22 protein-coding genes and 1 riboswitch are annotated in these 19,831 nt (G+C 65.9%); of the genes, 12 read left to right on the top strand and 10 right to left on the bottom strand.

The window, feature by feature from the left end:
• Positions 1 to 70: 70 nt before the first annotated feature.
• A complete protein-coding gene (galE, locus tag ACWDPV_RS06855) occupies positions 71 to 1,090 on the bottom strand; it encodes a UDP-glucose 4-epimerase GalE (RefSeq protein ID WP_449742298.1) in 1,020 nt (339 codons plus the stop codon).
• A gap of 106 nt (positions 1,091 to 1,196) precedes the next feature.
• Here galE and ACWDPV_RS06850 point away from each other — a divergent pair, with 106 nt between their 5' ends.
• Positions 1,197 to 2,102, top strand: a complete 906-nt coding sequence (locus tag ACWDPV_RS06850) for an alpha/beta hydrolase (protein ID WP_449742297.1) — start codon at positions 1,197 to 1,199, stop codon at positions 2,100 to 2,102.
• A 159-nt stretch (positions 2,103 to 2,261) separates the two neighbouring features.
• On the opposite strand, the gene rfbB is transcribed toward ACWDPV_RS06850, so the two are convergent.
• Complete coding sequence (gene rfbB, locus ACWDPV_RS06845; protein ID WP_449742296.1) at positions 2,262 to 3,266, bottom strand: dTDP-glucose 4,6-dehydratase; 1,005 nt, start codon at positions 3,264 to 3,266, stop codon at positions 2,262 to 2,264.
• A 136-nt stretch (positions 3,267 to 3,402) separates the two neighbouring features.
• Between rfbB and rfbA the strand changes: the two genes are divergently transcribed.
• Together rfbA and ACWDPV_RS06835 are read left to right on the top strand one after the other, a co-directional pair.
• The gene (rfbA, locus tag ACWDPV_RS06840; RefSeq protein ID WP_449742295.1) at positions 3,403 to 4,281 is read left to right on the top strand and encodes a glucose-1-phosphate thymidylyltransferase RfbA; all 879 of its coding nucleotides are present in this window, start codon (positions 3,403 to 3,405) and stop codon (positions 4,279 to 4,281) included.
• Complete coding sequence (locus ACWDPV_RS06835; RefSeq protein ID WP_449742294.1) at positions 4,278 to 4,889, top strand: dTDP-4-dehydrorhamnose 3,5-epimerase family protein; 612 nt, start codon at positions 4,278 to 4,280, stop codon at positions 4,887 to 4,889. The genes rfbA and ACWDPV_RS06835 overlap by 4 nt, the downstream gene beginning before the upstream one ends.
• A gap of 148 nt (positions 4,890 to 5,037) precedes the next feature.
• Here the strand turns inward: ACWDPV_RS06835 and ACWDPV_RS06830 are convergent, their stop codons facing one another.
• Positions 5,038 to 6,402 carry a M1 family metallopeptidase gene (locus tag ACWDPV_RS06830; RefSeq protein WP_449742293.1) on the bottom strand — a complete coding sequence of 455 codons (1,365 nt, stop codon included), beginning with the start codon at positions 6,400 to 6,402 and terminating at the stop codon, positions 5,038 to 5,040.
• A 294-nt stretch (positions 6,403 to 6,696) separates the two neighbouring features.
• Between ACWDPV_RS06830 and ACWDPV_RS06825 the strand changes: the two genes are divergently transcribed.
• A complete protein-coding gene (locus ACWDPV_RS06825; protein ID WP_449742292.1) occupies positions 6,697 to 7,134 on the top strand; it encodes a DoxX family protein in 438 nt (145 codons plus the stop codon).
• A 388-nt stretch (positions 7,135 to 7,522) separates the two neighbouring features.
• Here ACWDPV_RS06825 and ACWDPV_RS06820 read toward each other — a convergent pair whose 3' ends face one another.
• Positions 7,523 to 7,840, bottom strand: coding sequence for a hypothetical protein (locus tag ACWDPV_RS06820; RefSeq protein WP_449742291.1), 318 nt, complete (start codon positions 7,838 to 7,840; stop codon positions 7,523 to 7,525).
• Between the two features lie 203 nt (positions 7,841 to 8,043).
• Here ACWDPV_RS06820 and ACWDPV_RS06815 point away from each other — a divergent pair, with 203 nt between their 5' ends.
• Complete coding sequence (locus ACWDPV_RS06815; RefSeq protein ID WP_449742290.1) at positions 8,044 to 8,529, top strand: hypothetical protein; 486 nt, start codon at positions 8,044 to 8,046, stop codon at positions 8,527 to 8,529.
• Between the two features lie 6 nt (positions 8,530 to 8,535).
• On the opposite strand, the gene ACWDPV_RS06810 is transcribed toward ACWDPV_RS06815, so the two are convergent.
• On the bottom strand, positions 8,536 to 9,114 hold the full coding sequence (locus ACWDPV_RS06810) for a hypothetical protein (protein WP_449742289.1): 579 nt from the start codon (positions 9,112 to 9,114) through the stop codon (positions 8,536 to 8,538).
• Between the two features lie 155 nt (positions 9,115 to 9,269).
• Between ACWDPV_RS06810 and ACWDPV_RS06805 the strand changes: the two genes are divergently transcribed.
• The 3 genes from ACWDPV_RS06805 (at position 9,270) to egtD (ending at position 12,271) form a co-directional block, all read left to right on the top strand.
• Entirely contained in the window at positions 9,270 to 9,764 is a 495-nt protein-coding gene (locus tag ACWDPV_RS06805; RefSeq protein WP_348808329.1) for a DUF5709 domain-containing protein, read from the top strand.
• 285 nt (positions 9,765 to 10,049) lie between these two features.
• A complete protein-coding gene (gene egtB / locus ACWDPV_RS06800) occupies positions 10,050 to 11,321 on the top strand; it encodes an ergothioneine biosynthesis protein EgtB (RefSeq protein WP_449742288.1) in 1,272 nt (423 codons plus the stop codon).
• Entirely contained in the window at positions 11,318 to 12,271 is a 954-nt protein-coding gene (gene egtD / locus ACWDPV_RS06795; protein ID WP_348808327.1) for an L-histidine N(alpha)-methyltransferase, read from the top strand. The genes egtB and egtD overlap by 4 nt, the downstream gene beginning before the upstream one ends.
• Here egtD and ACWDPV_RS06790 read toward each other — a convergent pair.
• Entirely contained in the window at positions 12,258 to 13,304 is a 1,047-nt protein-coding gene (locus tag ACWDPV_RS06790) for an LLM class flavin-dependent oxidoreductase (protein ID WP_449742287.1), read from the bottom strand. The genes egtD and ACWDPV_RS06790 overlap by 14 nt on opposite strands.
• 132 nt (positions 13,305 to 13,436) lie before the next feature.
• On the opposite strand from ACWDPV_RS06790, the gene ACWDPV_RS06785 reads away from it, so the two are divergent.
• Complete coding sequence (locus ACWDPV_RS06785) at positions 13,437 to 13,820, top strand: SHOCT domain-containing protein (protein ID WP_449742286.1); 384 nt, start codon at positions 13,437 to 13,439, stop codon at positions 13,818 to 13,820.
• A 78-nt stretch (positions 13,821 to 13,898) separates the two neighbouring features.
• Here the strand turns inward: ACWDPV_RS06785 and ACWDPV_RS06780 are convergent, their stop codons facing one another.
• A complete protein-coding gene (locus tag ACWDPV_RS06780; protein WP_449742285.1) occupies positions 13,899 to 14,696 on the bottom strand; it encodes an HAD-IIA family hydrolase in 798 nt (265 codons plus the stop codon).
• A gap of 58 nt (positions 14,697 to 14,754) precedes the next feature.
• Here ACWDPV_RS06780 and ACWDPV_RS06775 point away from each other — a divergent pair, with 58 nt between their 5' ends.
• Positions 14,755 to 15,117, top strand: a complete 363-nt coding sequence (locus ACWDPV_RS06775) for a VOC family protein (protein WP_449742284.1) — start codon at positions 14,755 to 14,757, stop codon at positions 15,115 to 15,117.
• Here ACWDPV_RS06775 and thiD read toward each other — a convergent pair.
• Entirely contained in the window at positions 15,092 to 15,925 is an 834-nt protein-coding gene (gene thiD, locus ACWDPV_RS06770) for a bifunctional hydroxymethylpyrimidine kinase/phosphomethylpyrimidine kinase (RefSeq protein ID WP_449742448.1), read from the bottom strand. The two genes, ACWDPV_RS06775 and thiD, sit on opposite strands and share 26 nt — an antisense overlap.
• Positions 15,926 to 15,975: 50 nt before the next feature.
• The gene (gene thiC, locus ACWDPV_RS06765) at positions 15,976 to 17,667 is read right to left on the bottom strand and encodes a phosphomethylpyrimidine synthase ThiC (protein ID WP_449742283.1); all 1,692 of its coding nucleotides are present in this window, start codon (positions 17,665 to 17,667) and stop codon (positions 15,976 to 15,978) included.
• Positions 17,661 to 17,773: riboswitch (TPP riboswitch) on the bottom strand. (Overlaps the previous gene by 7 nt.)
• Before the next feature lie 323 nt (positions 17,774 to 18,096).
• On the opposite strand from thiC, the gene ACWDPV_RS06760 reads away from it, so the two are divergent.
• The gene (locus ACWDPV_RS06760; protein WP_449742282.1) at positions 18,097 to 18,444 is read left to right on the top strand and encodes a GNAT family N-acetyltransferase; all 348 of its coding nucleotides are present in this window, start codon (positions 18,097 to 18,099) and stop codon (positions 18,442 to 18,444) included.
• 113 nt (positions 18,445 to 18,557) lie between these two features.
• Positions 18,558 to 19,319: a siderophore-interacting protein gene (locus tag ACWDPV_RS06755; protein WP_449742281.1), complete on the top strand. Its 762-nt coding sequence runs from the start codon at positions 18,558 to 18,560 to the stop codon at positions 19,317 to 19,319.
• 212 nt (positions 19,320 to 19,531) lie between these two features.
• Here ACWDPV_RS06755 and ACWDPV_RS06750 read toward each other — a convergent pair whose 3' ends face one another.
• Positions 19,532 to 19,831 carry a hypothetical protein gene (locus ACWDPV_RS06750; protein ID WP_449742280.1) on the bottom strand — a complete coding sequence of 100 codons (300 nt, stop codon included), beginning with the start codon at positions 19,829 to 19,831 and terminating at the stop codon, positions 19,532 to 19,534.

Genomic DNA, 19,831 nt, shown 5'->3' with positions numbered 1-19,831 from the left:
TGTAGAACTACAACCAATATTCGGCCAGGGTCACGTGGTCATGGGTTTCGGGCGGGGTCAGGCGTCGGGGTCAGGCGTCGGGGTAGCCGTTCGGATTGCCCGACTGCCACCGCCAGGTGTCAACGCACATGTCGTCGATGGTCTTCTCCGCGCTCCAGTGCAGGTCGGCGTTGGCCCGCGACGGATCGGCGTAGGACGCGGCGATGTCGCCGGCGCGGCGCGGTGCGATCTCATACGGGATCTCCCGGCCACTGGCACGCTCGAAGGCCTTGATCACCTCGAGCACCGAAACACCGTGTCCGGTACCCAGATTCCACACAGACAGGCCGGGGTCGGTGGTGCTGATCTGCTCCAGGGCGGCGACGTGACCGGCGGCGAGGTCGTCGACGTGGATGTAGTCGCGCACCCCGGTGCCGTCCGGGGTGTCGTAATCGTCACCGAACACCGACAGCTTGTCCCGACGGCCCACGGCGACCTGCGCGACGAAAGGCATCAGATTGTTGGGGATGCCGGACGGGTCCTCGCCGATCTGCCCGCTCGGGTGGGCGCCGACGGGGTTGAAGTACCGCAGCGCCGCGATGCGCCAGGCGTCGTCACTGGCGGCGACGTCGCGCAGCACCTGCTCGATCATCACCTTGGTCCAGCCGTACGGGTTGGTCGCCGAGGTGGGGGAGTCCTCGGTCATCGGCAGCACGGGCTCGGCGCCGTAGACCGTCGCCGACGACGAGAACACCAACGTCGACACGCCGTGCCGGCCCATCGCCCGCAGCAGCGAGAACGTCGAGTCGAGGTTGTTCTGGTAGTAGTCGAGCGGTTTGGCCACCGACTCGCCGACAGCCTTGAAGCCGGCGAAATGGATGACGGCGTCGATCTGCTCGTGGGCGAACAGATGCTCAGTCTTGTCGACGTCGGTGAGGTCAAAGGCGTGCACGGGGATATGTGTGCCGGTCAGGGCCTCGAGCCGGCCGATGACCGTCGGCTTGGAGTTGGAGAAGTCGTCGACGATGAGCACGTCGTGGCCATGTTCGACGAGTCTGATGACGGTGTGTGAGCCGATGTAGCCGGCTCCGCCGCTGACGAGTACACGCATACTGTTCACGGTAGGCGGCGAGCCTGACAGATGGCCGCGAGGATGCTGTGATCCGCACGACCCGACGACAACGGTGACGCCCGCGACGAGACTTGTAGGGGTGGATATGGGTGTGCAGCGGTCCGATGTGGAGTTCGCGTCGTCGGGAACGACGATCCGGGCGTGGTGGTACCGGCCGGATGCGGAGCCGGGAACGCCGGATCCGCCGATCATCGTGATGGCGCACGGCCTCGGCGGGGTGCGTGGCATGCGACTCGACGCCTTCGCCGAGCGTTTCACCCAGGCGGGGTATGCGTGTCTGGTCTTCGACTACCGGCACTTCGGTGACAGCGACGGGCAACCCCGGCAGCTGCTGTCGGTTCGTCGGCAACTCGCCGACTACGACGCCGCCATCGCATACGCGCGCAGCCTGCCCGGCGTGGATGCGGCCCGCGTCATCGTGTGGGGGACGTCGTTCTCCGGCGGTCATGCGCTGGTTCTGGCCGCCCGCCACCCCGATCTGGCCGCCGCGATCTCGCAGTGCCCGTTCACCAGTGGTGTGGCGTCGACGTTGGCGCTCGATCGCCGCGGCGCGGCCAAGGTGTCGGCGCGGGGTGTCGCCGACCTCGTGTCGATGGTGCTGCGCCGTGAACCGGTCCTCGTCGCACTCGCCGGCACCGGTCACGACACGGCGCTGATGACCGCCCCCGATGTGGTGCCCGGGTACCTGGGGTTGGTGCCCGAGGGGTCGGCGTTCCGCAACGAGGTGGCGGCCCGGATCGGTCTGGCGATCTCGGTGCATTCGCCTGCGCGGTCGATGAAGAAGATCCGCATCCCCACCCTGGTGTGTGCCTGCGACGCCGACACCGTCGCGCCGGTGGGTCCGACTGTGCGTGCGGCGCAAGCGAATCCGATGATCACGTTGGAGTGTTACCCCTACGGGCACTTCGACATCTACGTCGGGGACGCGTTCGAGCGGGTGGTCGGCGATCAGATCGCGTTCCTGACGGCGACGGTGCCGGCGGGGGTGTGAGGGCCGGGTGTTCTGGGACTACGTACTGATCGTCGTGATGATCCTGTGGTTCGTCGGCGGGATCTATGCCCTCATCAGCGTGGTGACCGGCCGTGGCCGCCGTCGGAACGCTGGTCGCGGCGACCGTGGAGATTGCCGTCGCTGAGCGAAGGGACGGCGTCAGCCCAGAACCCGTTCGGTGACAGCGTATTTCGACTCCGCGGATTGCTTGGCGGTCTGCCACCAGTCGGGGTTGGCCCGATACCAGTCGATGGTTGCGGTCAGGCCGGATCGGAAGTCGACATACTGTGGCCGCCAACCCAATTCGGTACGCAGGCGAGTGGAGTCGATGGCGTAGCGCAGGTCGTGACCGGGGCGGTCGGTGACGAAGTCGAAGGCGTCGCGCGGTTGTCCGGTCAGTTCCAGGATGGTCTCGACGACGGTGCGGTTGTCCACCTCGCCGTCGGCGCCGATCAGGTACGTCTCGCCGATCTCGCCCTTCTCGATGATGGTCCACACGGCGTCGTTGTGGTCGTCGACGTGAATCCAGTCGCGCACGTTGCGGCCGTCGCCGTAGAGGCGGGGCCGGACACCGGAGAGCACGTTGGTGATCTGACGCGGGATGAACTTCTCCACGTGCTGATACGGGCCGTAATTGTTGGAGCAGTTCGAGATGGTCGCGGCCACCCCGAAGGAGCGCACCCACGCCCGCACCAGCAGATCGCTACCGGCCTTGGTGGAGCTGTACGGGCTCGACGGGTTGTATGGGGTTGCCTCGGTGAAGCGGGCCGGATCGTCGAGTTCGAGGTCGCCGTACACCTCGTCGGTGCTGATGTGGTGATAGCGGACGTCGTGCCGGCGCACCGCCTCGAGCAGGGTGTAAGTGCCCACCAGGTTGGTCTGGATGAAGTCCGACGGGTCGGCGAGCGAATTGTCATTGTGGGATTCGGCGGCAAAATGCACCACCAGGTCGGAGTCGCCGACCAGCCGATCGACCAGGGCTGCGTCGGCGATGTCGCCCTCGATCAGTTCGACGACATCCGACACCGGTGCGAGCGTGGCCGGATTCGCGGCATATGTGAGCTTGTCGAGGACGCGAATGCGCACGTCAGGACGCTGTTCGACGGTACGAAGCACAAAGTTCGCGCCGATGAATCCGGCGCCCCCGGTGACCAGAACGCGCATCGTCTCCCACTTCTCCTCGAGTGATGGTGTGGGTCAGACGATACCGAGGTGGTCGGATGGTCGCCGGGCGGCGTGGTGATGTGAGACGCCGCGCACGCCTCGGCGTGGGGATGGGCGAACCACTAGGCTTGGCCCCATGCGCGGGATCATTCTGGCCGGAGGAACGGGGAGCCGGCTGCACCCCATCACGCAGGGGGTGAGCAAACAGCTCGTCCCTGTCTATGACAAGCCGATGATCTACTACCCGCTCTCGACGCTGATGCTGGCCGGTATCCGCGAGATCCTGATCATCACCACACCGTCGGACGAGGCGGCCTTTCGGGGGCTGCTCGGCGACGGATCGCAGTTCGGGATCGAGCTGAGCTACATCACCCAACCCGCCCCCGAGGGGCTCGCGCAGGCGTTCACCCTCGGCGCCGACCACATCGGCGACGAGTCGGTGGCCCTGGTGCTCGGCGACAACATCTTCTACGGTCCCGGTCTCGGTTCGCAGTTGCAGGGTTTCGGTGATATCGAAGGCGGGGCGATCTTCGCCTACTGGGTGGCCGAGCCGAGCGCGTACGGCGTCGTCGAATTCGATCAGATGGGGACCGCGGTGTCGCTGGAGGAGAAGCCGGCCGCACCGAAATCGAACTATGCGGTGCCAGGACTGTACTTCTACGACAACGAGGTGATCGAGATCGCCCGCGGACTGCGGCCCAGTGCGCGAGGCGAATACGAGATCACCGACATCAACGCCCACTACCTCGAACGCGGCGAACTCAAGGTGACCGTGCTGCCGCGCGGGACCGCCTGGCTCGACACCGGCACATTCGACTCGCTGCTCGACGCCGGGAACTTCGTTCGCACCGTTGAACAGCGGCAGGGACTCAAGATCGCGGTGCCTGAGGAAATCGCCTGGCGGCATGGGTATCTCACCGACGACGAGCTGGCCGCCCGGGCGGAACGGCTGCGCAAGTCGGGCTACGGTAACTACCTCCTCGACATCCTCGCCCGCGGAAAGGGATTCGCGTGAAGGTTCGGCCACTGTCCATTGCCGGGGCGTGGGAGTTCACCCCGGTGCTGCACGGCGACGCACGTGGGCTGTTCACCGAGGCGTTCAAGGCCGACGTCATCAGCGAGACCATCGGCCATCGCTTCGACCTCGCCCAGGTGAATCTGTCCGTGTCGGCGGCCGGCGTGTTGCGGGGCGTGCACTTCGCCGACGTGCCGCCCGGGCAGGCGAAGTACGTCACCTGTCCGTCGGGTGCCATCCTCGACGTGATCGTCGACATCCGGGTCGGCTCACCGACTTTCGGCACCTACGACACGGTGCTGCTCGACGACGTCGACCGCCGCACGGTGTATCTCTCGGAGGGGCTGGGGCATGCGTTCCTCTCGCTGGCCGACGGTTCGACCGTCACCTATCTGTGTTCGACGGGATACAACCCGGGTGCCGAGCACGGCATCAACCCGCTCGATGAAGAACTCGGCATCGAGTGGCCGACTCTCGCGCGCGACGGCAGTGCGCTGAACTACGAGCTGTCCGCGAAAGACACGGCGGCGCCCGGACTTTTGGAGGCCGCCGAGTCCGGATTGCTGCCGCGGTATGACGAGGTCACGGAGTATCTGACCGGGCTCTGAGTGCGTTACCGCCGGATTTCTTCCCTCACGTCCAGATTCGTCCCCCAGCTATTTCCCGCGGATTGGAGCGAACCCGGGGGAGGAACCATTCTTCCGCCACTTTCCGGCTCGCCCAAAGCTTTTCGGTGGCACCTGCAGCGTGTGCGGGTTAAACCGGGAACGGCGGCAGGGCAGGGGTGAACAACCAGCGCTGCCACAGATCCTGCAGCGGGGTGGACGAGAAGTTGGCCGCCAGGGCGATGAAGTCCTCGGTGGTCACCGATCCGTAGCGGTACTTCTCGGTCCACCGGTGCAGGAGAGCGAAGAAGTTGCCGTCGCCGATGGTCAGACGCAAGGCGTGCAGGGTGATCGCCCCGCGCTTGTACACCCAGTCGTCGAACATCTTTCGCGGACCCGGGTCGGCGAGGGGGACGCGTACGGGGGAGGCGGCGAGCTTCTGGTAGTAGTGGCGCGCCCATTCGTCGGCGCTGCGTCCGCCGGAACGTTGGCTCCACAGCCACTCCGCGTAGCAGGCGAATCCTTCGTGCAGCCAGATGTCACGCCACCGGGCCAGCGTCACCGAATTGCCGAACCACTGATGCGCCAGTTCGTGTGCGACGAGTCGTTCCGAATTGCGAGTGCCATCGCAGTGGTTCGCACCGAACGTCGAAAAGCTTTGTGCCTCAATGGGTATTTCGAGGGGATCGTCGGTGACGACGACGGTGTAGCGGGGAAACGGATACGGGCCGAACATCTCGACGAAGACGTCGATCATCTCGAGTTGCCGGCCGAAGTCGACGTCGAAGTTCTTGGTCAGCCGCGGCGGGATCACCGCGTCGACGGGCAACGGTTTGGTGGCCAGTGAGACCTTCTTGTACGGCCCGATCTGGATCGACGCGAGGTAGGTCGGCATCGGTTCCACCTGGTGATACACCCACGTGGTCTGGGCGGCGCGTGCCCGCTTGGACTCCAGGACGCCATTGGCCAGAGCGAAATACGGGCTGTCGGTGGTGATGGAGATGCGGTAGGGCGCCTTGGCGATCGGGTGGTCGTCGCAGGGGAACCACGACGCCGCACCGTTGGGTTGATTGGCGCACAGCGCGCCCTCGGTGAGTTCTTCCCAGCCCACCTCGCCCCACGAACTGCGGATGGGGCGTGGGGACCCGTGGTAGCGGACGACGATCGTCATTGCGCCGCCGGGCGGGATGGGATCGGCCGGGGTGATCGTCAGCTTCTTGTTGCGGTGCGAATAGCGGACGCGCTTGTCGTTGACGCTCACGCGCGTGACGGTGAGGGTGCTGGCCAGGTCGAGGCTGAACCGTCGCAGATCGATGTGTGAGGTCGCGGTCAGTGTGGCGGTGCCTTCGAGCCGGTTGCCGGCGACCTTGTACATGAGGTCGAGGTCGTATCGGCTGATGCGGTAGCCGAGGTTTCCGTTGTCCGGCAGGTAGGGATCGAGGACGTCGGTCGGCGAACCCAATACCGGTTGCCCGGAGCCCGGTTGCCGTGCGCCTCTGCCCGACTTACCCGGCACCCACATCTCCTCGCCTCTTCATGAACTCGCCGAACTGCCCGCGCCGGAGACGCGATGTCACGGCGCATCGCGATCTGGTCACAGGCTGATGTCGAAGCTCTCGACCAGATGACGATCGCCCCGAGATGGACCGATGTCGCTTCGACCTTGCGGACACTCAGACTACCTTCCGGCCATCGTGCGCATCGGTTGGCTCCGGTCGGGCCACGTTGTAAACGGACCGTGGTCCGAATAGGTTGTGGTGGTCGATAGCGGAGACAGTCCACAAGACTTCTCGTCGAAAAGGAGAGTTAGATGAACGGATTCCGGGGCATAGCCCTCTTGGCGGCCCGAGTGATCCTCGGCTGCATCTTCATCGCCCACGGGTGGCAGAAGCTCAACACCTTCCACATCTCCGGTGTGAAGGCGAACTTCGAAGGGATGGGCGTGGTCGCGCCCGGCTTCTCCGCCTACGCCGTGACCTGGCTCGAGTTGGTCGGTGGCATCCTGCTGATCCTCGGATTGCTGCTGCCCATCGTCTCGGTGCTGCTGGTCATCGACATGATCGGCGCGATCTACTACGTCCATTGGGACCTGGGCTTCTGGGTCGCCGATGGCAAGGCCGGCTGGGAATGGCCTCTCGCGCTGATCGCCGGACTCCTTGCCGTGGGCTTCGCCAATGCGGGAGTGTTCGCGGCCGACAACTATCTCGTGCGGGGTCGAGGCCGGCGACGCTCGGCAGCTGTCGACTGAGGACTGAGGAAGGCGGAGGTTGACGGCGCCTGTGGTTGGGCGTCGTCATCGTCGCGCACTACCCGGTCCCTTGCCCATTTCTAGACATTCTCGGAGTAGCTTCGCGCCAAAACGCCAGGTCAGGGCCATTCGGTACTCGGCCGGATGTCTAGAAATGGGCAAGCAGATCTCGGAACGTGTGACATCCACTTCGCAGCAGTCCCGCATGCACCAGAAATCACACTGACCTCACCCGCACCACACCCGACGCGGTCAATGCCGCCCGCGATCACCTCTTTGCCCATTTCTAGACATTCTCGAAGTAGCTTCGCGCCAAAACCCCAGGTCGCGGCCATCCTGTACTCGGCGGAATGTCTAGAAATGGGCAAGCACCTCGGCTGCGCCCGTGTCACTGACGGACCATGTCATCGAGGTCGGTGGATTCGGTTACCGACCCGCCGTCGCCGCCGGAGTCAGTAATGACGAAAGCGCTGTCAACGGGGACGAGAGCGCTGTCAACGGGGACGAGAGCGCTGTCGGTGATGAGGTCGGCGCTGCCGATTTCCTCTGAATGGGCGACAGATCTGCGCAGGTCGGCGGCCCTAAAATCGGACAATGTCGTATCCCGGCCCGCCGTCCGGACCGCGTCCCGCTCGGCCGTTCGGTGCCGTTCCGCCTCCGCCACCGCGCACCGCGCCACCGGTTGCGCCTCCCCCGATACCTCCACCCCCACAGATCCCGCGACCGCAGCAGAGTTTTCCCCCGCCGGGAGAGTGGGCGTCTCCGCCCGCGTACGCCGGCCCTGCTCACACTCTGCCGGTCTCGGCGTATCCGGTGGTCAGTTCTCCCGGCCATCCTGTGTCGGGTCAGCCCTTCCGTGACCCGCGCGACCTCGCACTCCGGATACAGTGGCAGGTCGTCGTCTTCGGTGTGCTCGCGTTGATCTCCTCGGTGGTACACGCGGGCTATGGGGTCGCTTTGGCCCTCGGAAGTGGAGGCTGGGTACGGGAGACGACCTATGAAATCGACGACTCCGGTAGCCTCTCGACGACCCGCAACGACGATGCGACGATCGCATTCATCGGTGGACTTGTATTGCTGGTGATTGCGTTGATCTTCGTTCTGGCCTCGATCAGATATCTTCGTGGCAAGCGGGGCGCCCGCACCTTCTTCATCGTGATGTGGTCGCTGAGCCTTCTGTTCCCGGCGTTACTGGTTGCCACGCTGTTCATTCCGGGTGTGGCTTCCAGCGCGCCCGGGGCGCTGAGTTGGTGGCATTGGCTGGGTGTTCTGGCGACCATTGGGATCGGGTGGGTCTTACCTGGATACCTGTTGTTCAATCGGTCGACTGCCTCGTACTTCAGCCACCAGTCGGTTTATGTCCGAACCCGGGTCCGGGCGGGTTTGCCGGTCTGAGGGCTGCTACGCCACCAACCCATCAATACTGGTGCGGTCGAATGCGGTTCGGTCGAGTTCGGCGCCGTCGGGAAGGTGGCTGCGCAACGACGTGAGGTCGGCCAGCACGTCGTCGGCATGACGAAGCCCGACGCCGTCGATCTCGCCGGGCGTCACCAGGGTCTCGGGCTCGAGGCCGTGCCGGTGAGTCAACGCCGCACCGAGCAGTCGGTGCGCCTGTTCGCGGTCCACGTCCCACAGGGCGTCGGCGGTCAGTAGGTACAGCCGCACCGCGGGTGGGTAGTCGTCGAGGTGCACCAGCGCCCACGCCCAGTGTTTGGCGACGTCGACGGTGTCCGCCTCGCCGCGACCGTGGGTCCGGACGTACTTGCCGTGCAGTTCGCGGCACAGGGGCGTCGCGTCGGCCCACAGGTGCAGGTGCGACATGCAGCGCACCGAATCGTGCAGATTGGACAGGTACATCGGCGAGTACGGTCCCTCGCGGCGTGATCGGATCTCGCGCAAGACCGAGAACTCGGCCAGTGCATGTCCGTACTCACCGGCCGACAGCAAGGACCGGGCTTCGTCCTGCATTTCCTCGATCACGACTCGATTGTCGCCGACGCAGCAGCAGAAAGTGATCTGTTTCACAAACATGTTACCGGCCGCCGATGGGCGTCGACGGTCGGATTCAGGGCAGAAATACCCCAATTACCTGGGGATACTGGCCTAGTGCGGTGCGGCCTGGCATCGTTGGAAGTGTGAGCGGATACGACAACGACAGCACCCCTGAAGGCTCCGACGGCGAGTACAGCCTCGACCCCGACGATCAGCTGCAGCCCGAGGACACCCTCGACGATCGAGGAGTGGACGACGTCCTCGACGAAGGCTTCTCGCCGCCCGACTACGCGCCCAAGGGGGCCGTCCACGGGTTGACGGCCCAGGAGATGCGTGACGGGGAGACGCTCGATCAGAAGCTCGCCGAGGAAGAGCCCGACGTCGGTGCGACCGACCCGCTCGACGACATCGTCGCCGACGAGAAGCGGGACTGGCAGTCGCACGAGTCCGACGCCGACGACGAATTCGCCGAGGGGGCCGACCAGGTGGGCGAGCGTCGAGCCGGCCGCCTGCTCGCACCCGATCGGGGTGACGGTGTGGACACCGAATCCGAGGCCGTCGCCTCTGACTGCGGTATCGACGGCGCCGGCGCCAGCGCGGAGGAGGCGGCGGTGCACGTCGTCGGCGACGAGTTCTGACCTGGGGCTTGCCGCACGCAACCATGTCCGGAATGCGAGAGTCGTTACCGGGCAACCGGTCTTTCGGCACCTCGCCACGCGACCGGTCCCACACGGAGGAGTTCCGTGTGGGGCCGGTCGTTTCGCGTTGTGACCGCGGCACGGCACGGCGCGCGGGGCGTCCGGCGTCGGTGCCGAACGGAATACGCGTGATCTCGGCGCGTTGACAGTTTCACGCGTCGTAGGAACGATGGACTACGACGACTCGGGAGAGCCCGGGGTCCACACGCCACGGGAGGTACTCCAGTGAGCATTACCGAACGCATCTCCACCAGCCCAGACGGTACCCACGCCGATCAGTCACCGGCGCAACGCTTTCGAGAGGTGCGGGAGCTGACCGACCTGCTGTCGGCGCGACTGTCGGCAGAAGATCAGACGCCACAGTCGATGACCGAGGCGAGTCCGGCGAAATGGCATCGCGCGCATGTCACCTGGTTCTTCGAGGAGTTCATCCTGCGGCGCGACCCGTCCTACACCGTGTACGACGAAACCTACCGCTACCTGTTCAACAGCTACTACGAGGCGGTCGGCGAACGGCACCCACGCCCCGACCGCGGACTCGTGACCCGACCCGGCGTGGACGACATCACGCACTACCGCAACTACGTCGACGGTGCGATGGAGGACGTCCTCACCCGTGGCGCCCTCGACGACGACGCCCTCGACCTACTCGAACTGGGCTGTAATCACGAACAGCAGCATCAGGAATTGCTCCTGATGGACATCAAGCACCTGTTCTCCACGATCCCGCTTTCACCCGGACCGGTGTACGTCGACCGGGACCCGGACACGCCCACATCCACCGGCCCGACCACCTGGCGGTCGGTCTCCGGCGGCATCACCGAGATCGGGGCGGCGCCGGGAGTGGGCTTCTCCTACGACAACGAGGGTCCGCGGCATCGAGTGTTCTTGGAGGACTTCGAGATTGCCGAACGCGCCGTAACCAACGCCGATTGGCTGGAATTCATGGCCGACGACGGTTATCGGCGCCACGAATTCTGGCTGTCCGACGGGTGGGCCACGATTCGTCAGCACGGCTGGGACGCACCGGGCTACTGGCGATTCGACGACGGCGAATGGACCACCTTCACACTGTCCGGGCGACGGCGCATCGAACTCGGCGAACCGGTGATGCACGTGTCCTTCTACGAGGCGGATGCCTTCGCCCGGTGGTCCGGAGCCCGACTGCCGACCGAATTCGAATGGGAGGCAGCCGCTTGCGCGCTCGGCTCGCAACGGGGTGAGCTCCTCGACCCGGACCGATGCCACCCGGGCATGGCCGGGGCGGCGATGATCGGCGACGTCTGGGAGTGGACCGCGAGCGCGTATCTGCCCTACCCGGGTTTCGTGCCCGCCAATGGTGCGGTCGGGGAGTACAACGGCAAGTTCATGTCCGATCAGCACGTCCTGCGGGGAGCGAGCGCGATCACCCCGCGAGGGCATGAACGTCCGACGTACCGGAACTTCTTCCCGGCTCCGTCGCGGTGGGTGTTCGCCGGGCTGAGGTTGGCGCGGTGACCGTTGAGGCCGTAACACCGCTGGCCGCCGACGCGCTGGCCGGACTGTGGCTCGATCCGCCTGTGCTGCCGACGAAGTGGCTCTACGACGAACGCGGCAGCCGGTTGTTCGACGAGATCACCCGCGTCCCCGAGTATTACCCGACACGTCGGGAGACGGCGATCCTGCGGGCGCACGCGCGCGACATCGTCGCCACGTCGAACGCCACCACCATGGTCGAACTCGGCTCCGGCACCTCCACCAAGACGCGTCTACTGCTCGATGCGCTCGCCGCGCGGGCCGCCGCGGGTGTCGACGTCACCTACGTGCCGGTGGATGTCAGTGCCGAGATGCTGGCCGAGTCGTCGACGATCCTGGCGCGTGACTACCCGGGCATCGCGATCGAACCCACCGAGGCCGACTTCACCGAATCCGAACTGACACTTCCGGGTTCGCCGGGGAACCGCCTCGTCGTATTCCTCGGTGGTACGATCGGCAACTTCGACGACGACGCGCGGCGCGCCTTCTTCGACGGGCTCGCGGCGTCACTCGCGGTCGGCGACCACTTCCTGCTCGGTGCCGACCTCATCAAGGACACCGGGCGTCTGGTCGCCGCCTACAACGACAGGGCCGGTGTCACAGCGGATTTCAACCGCAACATGATCGAGGTGCTCCGTACCGGGCTGGCCGCGACGGGACTCTACGCCGACGACTTCGACCACATCGCACGGTGGAATCCGGCCCGGCACCGCATCGAGATGTGGCTGCGGGCCCGTCGGGACGTCCGGGCGTATCTCGCGGTGCTGCAACGAGATTGGGTACTACCGGCCGGCGCGGAGATCCTCACCGAGATCAGCACCAAGTTCGATCCGGCCACCCTGGACGCCGAACTCGCCGACGCCGGATTGGCGCACGTCACCAGCTGGACCGACCCGCACGGGGACTTCTTGCTGACCCTCAGTCGTCGCTGAGCAACTCCCGCACCCGCGGAATGACCTGCGTGCCATACAGTTTCACACTGCGCATCAGGGCGCTATGCGGCAGGGCGCCATGGGAGTACTTCATGTCGAACCGGGAGAGACCGAGCGCGCGGGCGGTGGTTGCGATCTTGCCGGCCACCGTCTCCGGCGAGCCCACGTAGAGTGAGCCACCCGGTCCGGTGGATCGTTCGAACTCGATGCGTGTCGGTGGCGGCCAGCCGCGTTCCGCGCCGATCCGCGACACGTACGAGCGGTAGTGCGGCCACAGTTGGTCGCGGGCCTGCTCATCGGTGTCGGCGACGTGGCCGGGGGAGTGCACACCCACCGGCAGGTCCGTCGGCTTGCCGAGTTGGTCGAGCGCGCGACGGTACAGGTCGACATACGGTGCGAACCGCAGCGGGTCGCCGCCGATGATCGCGAGCATCAGCGGCAGTCCGTGCCGCGCGGCGCGTACCACCGATTCGGGACTCCCGCCGACCGCGATCCAGGCGGGCAGGGGCGGATTCTCCAGCTGCGGATGCACGATCTGGTTGCTCAGCGGGCCGCGCGTGGTGCCCGACCAGGTGACCGGGTTGCCGGTGCGCAGGTGGGAGAACAACTCGAGTTTGTCGGAGAAGAGCTCCTCGTACTGTTCGAGGTCATAGCCGAACAGCGGAAAGGACTCGGTGAACGAGCCGCGCCCCAGTATCACCTCGGCACGACCGGACGACAGGGCGTCGACGGTGGAGAACCGTTCGAAGACGCGGACCGGGTCGTCGGAGGACAGGACGGTGACCGCCGAGCCCAGCCGCATCCGGGTGGTGCGGGCCGCGACGGCACCCAGCACCACCTCGGGCGCGGATACCGCGTAGTCGTCGCGGTGATGTTCGCCGACGCCGAGGAAGTCGACGCCTACCTCGTCGGCGAGGACGGCCTGTTCGAGGAGATTGCGTATCGACTGCGCCGCGGTGATCGGTGCACCGTCGTCGTCGACGGTGACATCACCGAAGGTGTCGAGTCCCAGTTCCAGATTCACGAGGTCCATTGTGCCCGCCGGGCGACGACGGAGAAGTTGGCACGAAATAAGCCCTTTGCCTCACTATGAATCCGCGAATATGTGCAATGCTATTGCTGGCCAGAAAACTGGTCGCTTCACTATTTCTGAAGGAGCACTCCCGTGTGGGATTCGTTCTGGAATTTCCTGTGGTCGATGGTCATCATCTTCGCGTTCGTCGCGTACCTGGTGGTGCTCTGGTACATCATCGCCGACCTTTTCCGTGATCATAAAGCGTCCGGTTTATCGAAGGCGATCTGGGTGATCTTCCTGATCATCTTTCCGTACCTGACGGCGCTGGTGTACCTGCTGGCCAAGGGCCAGGGCATGGCCGAGCGTTCGCAGGCGGCGGCGGCTGAGTACAAGAAGGAATCCGACAGCTACATCAAGTCGGTCGCCGGTACCTCACCCGCGCAGCAGATCGCCGACGCCAAGTCGCTCCTGGATTCCGGCGCGATCAGCGCCGACGAGTACGAGGCCCTCAAGGCGAAGGCGCTCGCTCACTGACGTCGAGTCACCCCGACTCTCACCGCCCATCCGGACTCACCGGGTGGGCGGTCGGCGTTTCTCGGCCGGACTCAGGCCTCAGAGGCTGTCGGGTTCGCCGCCGAACGGATTGGTGGTGTGCCCGACGAGATCGGCAACCGAGTCGATGACCCGCGTGGGCCGGTAGGGGAACAGTTCGACCGATTGGATGGTCGAGATCCCGGACAGCACCAGCAATGTCTGCAGTCCCGCCTCGAGCCCGGAGATGACGTCGGTGTCCATCCGGTCGCCGATCATCAGGGTGTGTTCGGAATGCGCCCCCATCTTGCGCAGGGCCGAGCGCATCATCAGCGGATTCGGTTTGCCGACGTAGTACGGGTCACGCCCGGTGGCACGCGTGATCAACGCGGCGACCGCACCCGTCGCGGGCAGCGGGCCCTGCGCCGACGGCCCGGTCGCGTCGGGGTTGGTGGCGATGAACCGCGCACCGCGCTCCACCAGGCGGATCGCGGTGGTGATGGCCTCGAACGAATACGTCCGCGTCTCACCGAGGACGACGTAGTCGGGGTCGACATCGGTGATGACGTAACCGATGTCGTGCAGGGCCGTCGTCAGTCCGGACTCGCCGACGACGTATGCGCTGCCGCCGGGGCGTTGGGTGTCCAGGAAACGGGCGGTGGCCAACGCCGAGGTCCAGATGGAATCCTCGGGAATGTCCAGGCCGGTGCGCAGGAGCCGGGCGCGCAGATCGCGGGGCGTGCGGATCGAATTGTTGGTCAGCACGGTGAACGGGATGCCGCCGTCACGGAGTTCGGCGATGAACGCATCGGCACCGGGGATCAGGTGGTCCTCACGGATGAGGACACCGTCCATGTCCATCAGGTAGGTCCAGGTCATGGCTCCACGCTACGTTGTTCTCGGCCGACGGTCGCACGCTTGCCCTATCCTCGTGGAGATGGAACTCGTGCGCGCGGTACCGATCCTGACAGTCGACGACCTCGACGAGGCCGTGACGATGTACACCTCGTTGCTGGGACTCGACGTCCTGATGAATCACGGATGGATTGCGACGCTGGGCAATTCGGATGCCGTCGGTGGTGCGGCACCGCAATTCTCGCTGATGACCACTGATGCGACCGCGCAAGTGAATCCGGTGGCGTCGCTGCAGGTACCCGACGTCGACGCCGCCTACGCGCAGGCGCTCGCCGACGGTGTGGAGATCGTCCACCCGCTCTCCGACGAGGAGTGGGGCGTACGGCGTTTCTTCTTCCGTGACGCCGACGGCAACGTGGTCAACGTGCTGTCTCACCGTCGGTAGCCGCACCGTCCGGCGCCGCACCGACCCGCCACAGCGGATTGACCGGCCCGTGGCCCGCGCCGAGGGGATAGGCGGCCGCGAGCCCGCGGGTCACCCAGTCCTTGGCGAATCCGACCGCATCCGGCACCGACCTGCCATGTGCGAGAGCACATACCGTCGCGGCTGCCAGGGTGTCGCCGGCGCCGTGATCGTGGCCGGTGTCGATGCGTTCGTGGGTGAACTCGAGGAACTGTTCACCGTCGAACAGGAGATCGGGGCTCTGCGCGCTGGTCCGCAGATGACCACCCTTGACCAACACCCAACGCGGGCCGAGTGCGTAAAGAGCGCGTGCCGCATCACGCTGGGTGGCGTCGTCGACGACCTCGATCCCGGTCAGCAATCGCACCTCGTCGAGGTTCGGCGTCACCAGCGTGGCAAGCGGAAACAGGTTGGTGCGCAACGTGTCCAGGGCCTCGGTGGCGAGCAGGGCGTCGCCGTGCATCGATGCGCTCACCGGATCGACCACCAGCGGGACGGGCGCGTCTCGCCCGATGCCGAGTTCGGTGCATGCGGCCACCACGGCGTCGATGATCGGCGCCGAGGCGAGCATGCCGGTCTTGACCGCCGACACCCCGATGTCGGAGACCACCGAGTGTATCTGGGCGGCAACGATACCCGGGTCGATCTCCTGGAACCCGCTGACGCCCACCGAGTTCTGCACGGTGACCGCGGTGACGGCAACGCATCCGTGCAGGCCCAACAGTGCGAAGGTGCGCAGATCGGCCTGAATACCAGCGCCGCCACCGGAATCCGAGCCGGCGACGGTCATCACCCGCGTCGGCGTGACCCCCGGCGGGGCGGTGGGCAGGGGGTGAGAGCTCACGGCGTGCTGCCCGCCTCGATGGGGAGGTAGATACGTCCGCCCGCGTCGGCGAATTCCGCTGACTTGGCGGCCATTTCGGCGGCGATCTTGCGGTCGATGTCCTCGGCGGTCACCAGATTGTTCTCCTCGGCGTAGGCGCGCACGTCCGCCGAGATCCGCATCGAGCAGAATTTGGGACCGCACATGGAGCAGAAGTGGGCGGTCTTGGCCGGCTCGGCGGGCAGGGTCTCGTCGTGGTACTCACGTGCGGTGTCCGGGTCGAGTGCCAGGTTGAACTGATCGTTCCAGCGGAACTCGAAGCGCGCCTTGGACAGTGCGTCGTCGCGCTCCTGTGCGCGCGGATGGCCCTTGGCCAGATCGGCGGAGTGTGCGGCGATCTTGTAGGTGATGACGCCGACCTTGACATCGTCACGGTTGGGCAGGCCCAGGTGCTCCTTCGGCGTGACATAACACAGCATGGCGGTGCCGGCCTGGGCGATCATCGCCGCACCGATCGCCGAGGTGATGTGGTCGTAGGCGGGTGCGATGTCGGTGGCGAGTGGGCCGAGGGTGTAGAACGGTGCCTCCTCGCACAGTTCCTCCTCCAGCCGCACGTTCTCGGCGATCTTGTGCATCGGCACGTGGCCCGGTCCCTCGATCATCACCTGCACGCCATGAGATTTCGCGATCGTGGTGAGTTCCCCAAGGGTCCGCAGTTCGGCGAACTGAGCCTCATCGTTCGCGTCGGCGATCGAGCCGGGACGCAGTCCGTCGCCGAGGGAGAAGGTGATGTCGTAGCGCCGGAAGATCTCGCACAGTTCGTCGAAGTGGGTGTAGAGGAATGATTCTTCGTGGTGGGCGAGGCACCAGGCGGCCATGATCGACCCACCGCGCGAGACGATGCCGGTGACGCGGCGGGCGGTCAGTGGCACGTACCGCAGCAGCACCCCGGCGTGCACGGTCATGTAGTCCACGCCCTGCTCGGCCTGCTCGATCACGGTGTCGCGGTAGATCTCCCACGTCAGCCTGGTCGGATCGCCCTTCACCTTCTCCAATGCCTGGTAGATCGGCACGGTACCGACGGGGACCGGCGAGTTGCGCAGAATCCATTCGCGGGTCATGTGGATGTCGGAGCCGGTGGAGAGGTCCATGATGGTGTCGGCGCCCCAGCGGGTGGCCCACACCATCTTCTCCACCTCCTCGGCGATGGAGCTGGTGACGGCCGAATTGCCGATGTTGGCATTGACTTTCACCGCGAAGGCCTTGCCGATGATCATCGGCTCCGACTCGGGGTGTCGATGGTTGACCGGGATCACCGCCCGGCCGGCGGCGACCTCACGGCGCACGAGTTCGACATCGACATCCTCGCGGGCGGCGATGAACCGCATCTCGTCGGTGACGATTCCCGCACGCGCCCAGGCCAACTGGGTCGAGGCGCCGTCGATCGGAGCGGGCCGCGTCCAGGAATCGCGGGTCGGTGGCAGCCCCTTCTCGACGTCGATGTCGGCGGCGTCGTCGGTGTAGGGGCCCGAGGTGTCGTAGACGTCGAGGTGCTCACCGTTGGTGAGGTGGATGCGGCGTTGCCCGACGCGCAGGCCGTCCACCTCGAGGTAGTGCTTGGTGCTGCCCTGGATCGGGCCGGTGGTCAGGATCGAGCCGTCGACGGTGTCGGTGGTGCGTGTGCGGTCGGCGGATACAGGTGTGCCCATAGTCTGTGTCTCCCTACGCCGGCATTACCCGGACAGGTTCGGGCGGTCGGCGACCGCCTGTCGCCATCTCAGCCCCCGGTACGTGGGAGCCCCCGCGTGTGAAGTTGTGCACCGACGATATGCATCGTCGTCGTACACGGATGAGCATACGCGGGTCGGGGTTCAACCGATCGACGTCGGGGTGGTGTGGCGCCGATGGGCCGGTGGATGGTGCGGGTGGCAGGGATGTGGAAGCGATTCGCAGACGCCTGGCCGAGGTGGCCGAACCGTAACGGATTCGTCCACAGGCCGTTGCGTTCACGTCACCCACCTACGGAACCGTAATGTAGTGTGTGACCGGAATCACAGAGAGTGATTCGCCGACAGGAAGGGGCGCCGGTCGGCAGGGGTTCGTCGTTCACCGGACCACGGCATAAGGGATATGGACACATGCAACGCAAACACCGGCATCGCCCGCCGCAGACGGCGCAGTCGATTCTTCAGCAGATCTCGCAGGTGGTGCACAACCCCGAGCGGGAGCGCTTCGAACTGTGGGTCGCCGGTGACCTCGTCGGAGTTCTCGGTTACTCGATCGACGACGTCGACGGGCAACGCACGGTGACGGTGCTGCACACCGTTCTGTACGACGAGTACACCGGACACGGCCTCGGAACCCGATTGACGCGGGGTGCGCTGGCCTACATTCGCGATCAGGGGGCGCGGGTGCGGCCGGTGTGTACCTTCACCAAGGATTTCCTGGACCAGCATCCCGGTGTTGTGCCGTTGGCGCCGGTGTAATCGTGCCGTTGGCGCCGGTGTAAAAGGTCCTGGTGGGCCCGCTCGCGGCGGCTCGCCTGTTTTGACTTAGGCTACCTGACCTCAAACCGCCGTCGAGGAAAGGGACGTCCGGCATGGCCGAGACCCAGCACAAGGCGCCGTCGAGGGGTATCCAGGGAGCGATCCTGAAGCTGCTCCGCGCCGACGACTACGAATTCACCGTCACCAGCAACGAGGTGATCACCGACCACTACATCCGCGTCGGATTCACCGGGGGCGGCCTGCTCGCCGACCGCCCGATCCATCCGACGATGTGGGTCCGGTTGTGGTTCGAGTCGAACGGTAAGGCGCATCAGCGGGGCTACACCCTCGCCGACGCGGACGCCGAGGCCGACACCTTCTTCATCGAATTCGCCATCCACGACGGCGCGGCCGCCCGCTGGGCTCAGGCCGCGCAGCCGGGGACGACCATCGGTGCCACGTTCATGGGATCGAAGTTCGCCATCCCGGAGCCGGCTCCCACCGGGTGGCTCATCGCGGGTGATCCGGCCTCGCTGCCGGCGATCAATTCGTTGCTCGACGCGCTGAGTGCGTCGTCGTCGCCGGAGGTGGCGGCCACGATCTGGTTCGAATTCGCGCACGACGACGACAAGGATCTGCCGATCCGGCTGCGGCCGCAGGACACCTTGCACTGGGTTCGCCGCGAGCGTGACGGTGCCGCCCTCGTCGACGCGGTGCGCGCCGCGGCCACCCCGTCCGCCGGCCAATTCGGTTGGGTCGCCTTGGATTCCACCAGCACTCGAGCCGTCGCCGGGGTGCTGCGCGAGGACTTCGGCCTCGGCAAGAAGGGCGTGAAGGCGCAGGCCTACTGGCGGCCGGAGGCCGATCCGTCCTGATTGCCTGCGGTTCGGTCTGGGCAACAGCGGGTTGGGAATCGCGAACAGACAGGTTAGCTTCTCCTTCAGCGGGTTCCGGGGGGTGGACTCCGGCTATGACGGGACTACGAAATGACACACGGATCGACCGGTAACGACGCTGTCGGCGGGGCGACGGGTGGGGCAGATGCCCCCTACGACGAGGCGTACGGGTCTGCGTACCCGGCCGACGACTATCCAACCGAGCAGTACGCCGTCGACCAACCGGCCGCGGCCGACGCTTCTGCGGACTCGAGCTCGGACTCGGGCTCGGGCTCCGGCGGTGGCGTGAGCTGGCCGACGGTGCTGGCCTCGGCCGGTGTGGCCACGATCATCTCCGCACTCATCGTCACGATCGGCGTCGTCGGCCTGCTCATCGCCGACGACAACAATGGTGGCAGCAACACCGCGGCCCAGCCGACCCAGCAGCAGGCGGCGGCCGCACCGGCGGCGCTCACCCCGGGCCAGCTGACCACCAAGGTCAAGACCGTCAT

The organism is Gordonia sp. NPDC003504, assembly GCF_053587995.1.
This window is presented reverse-complemented; position numbering and strand designations above follow the sequence as displayed.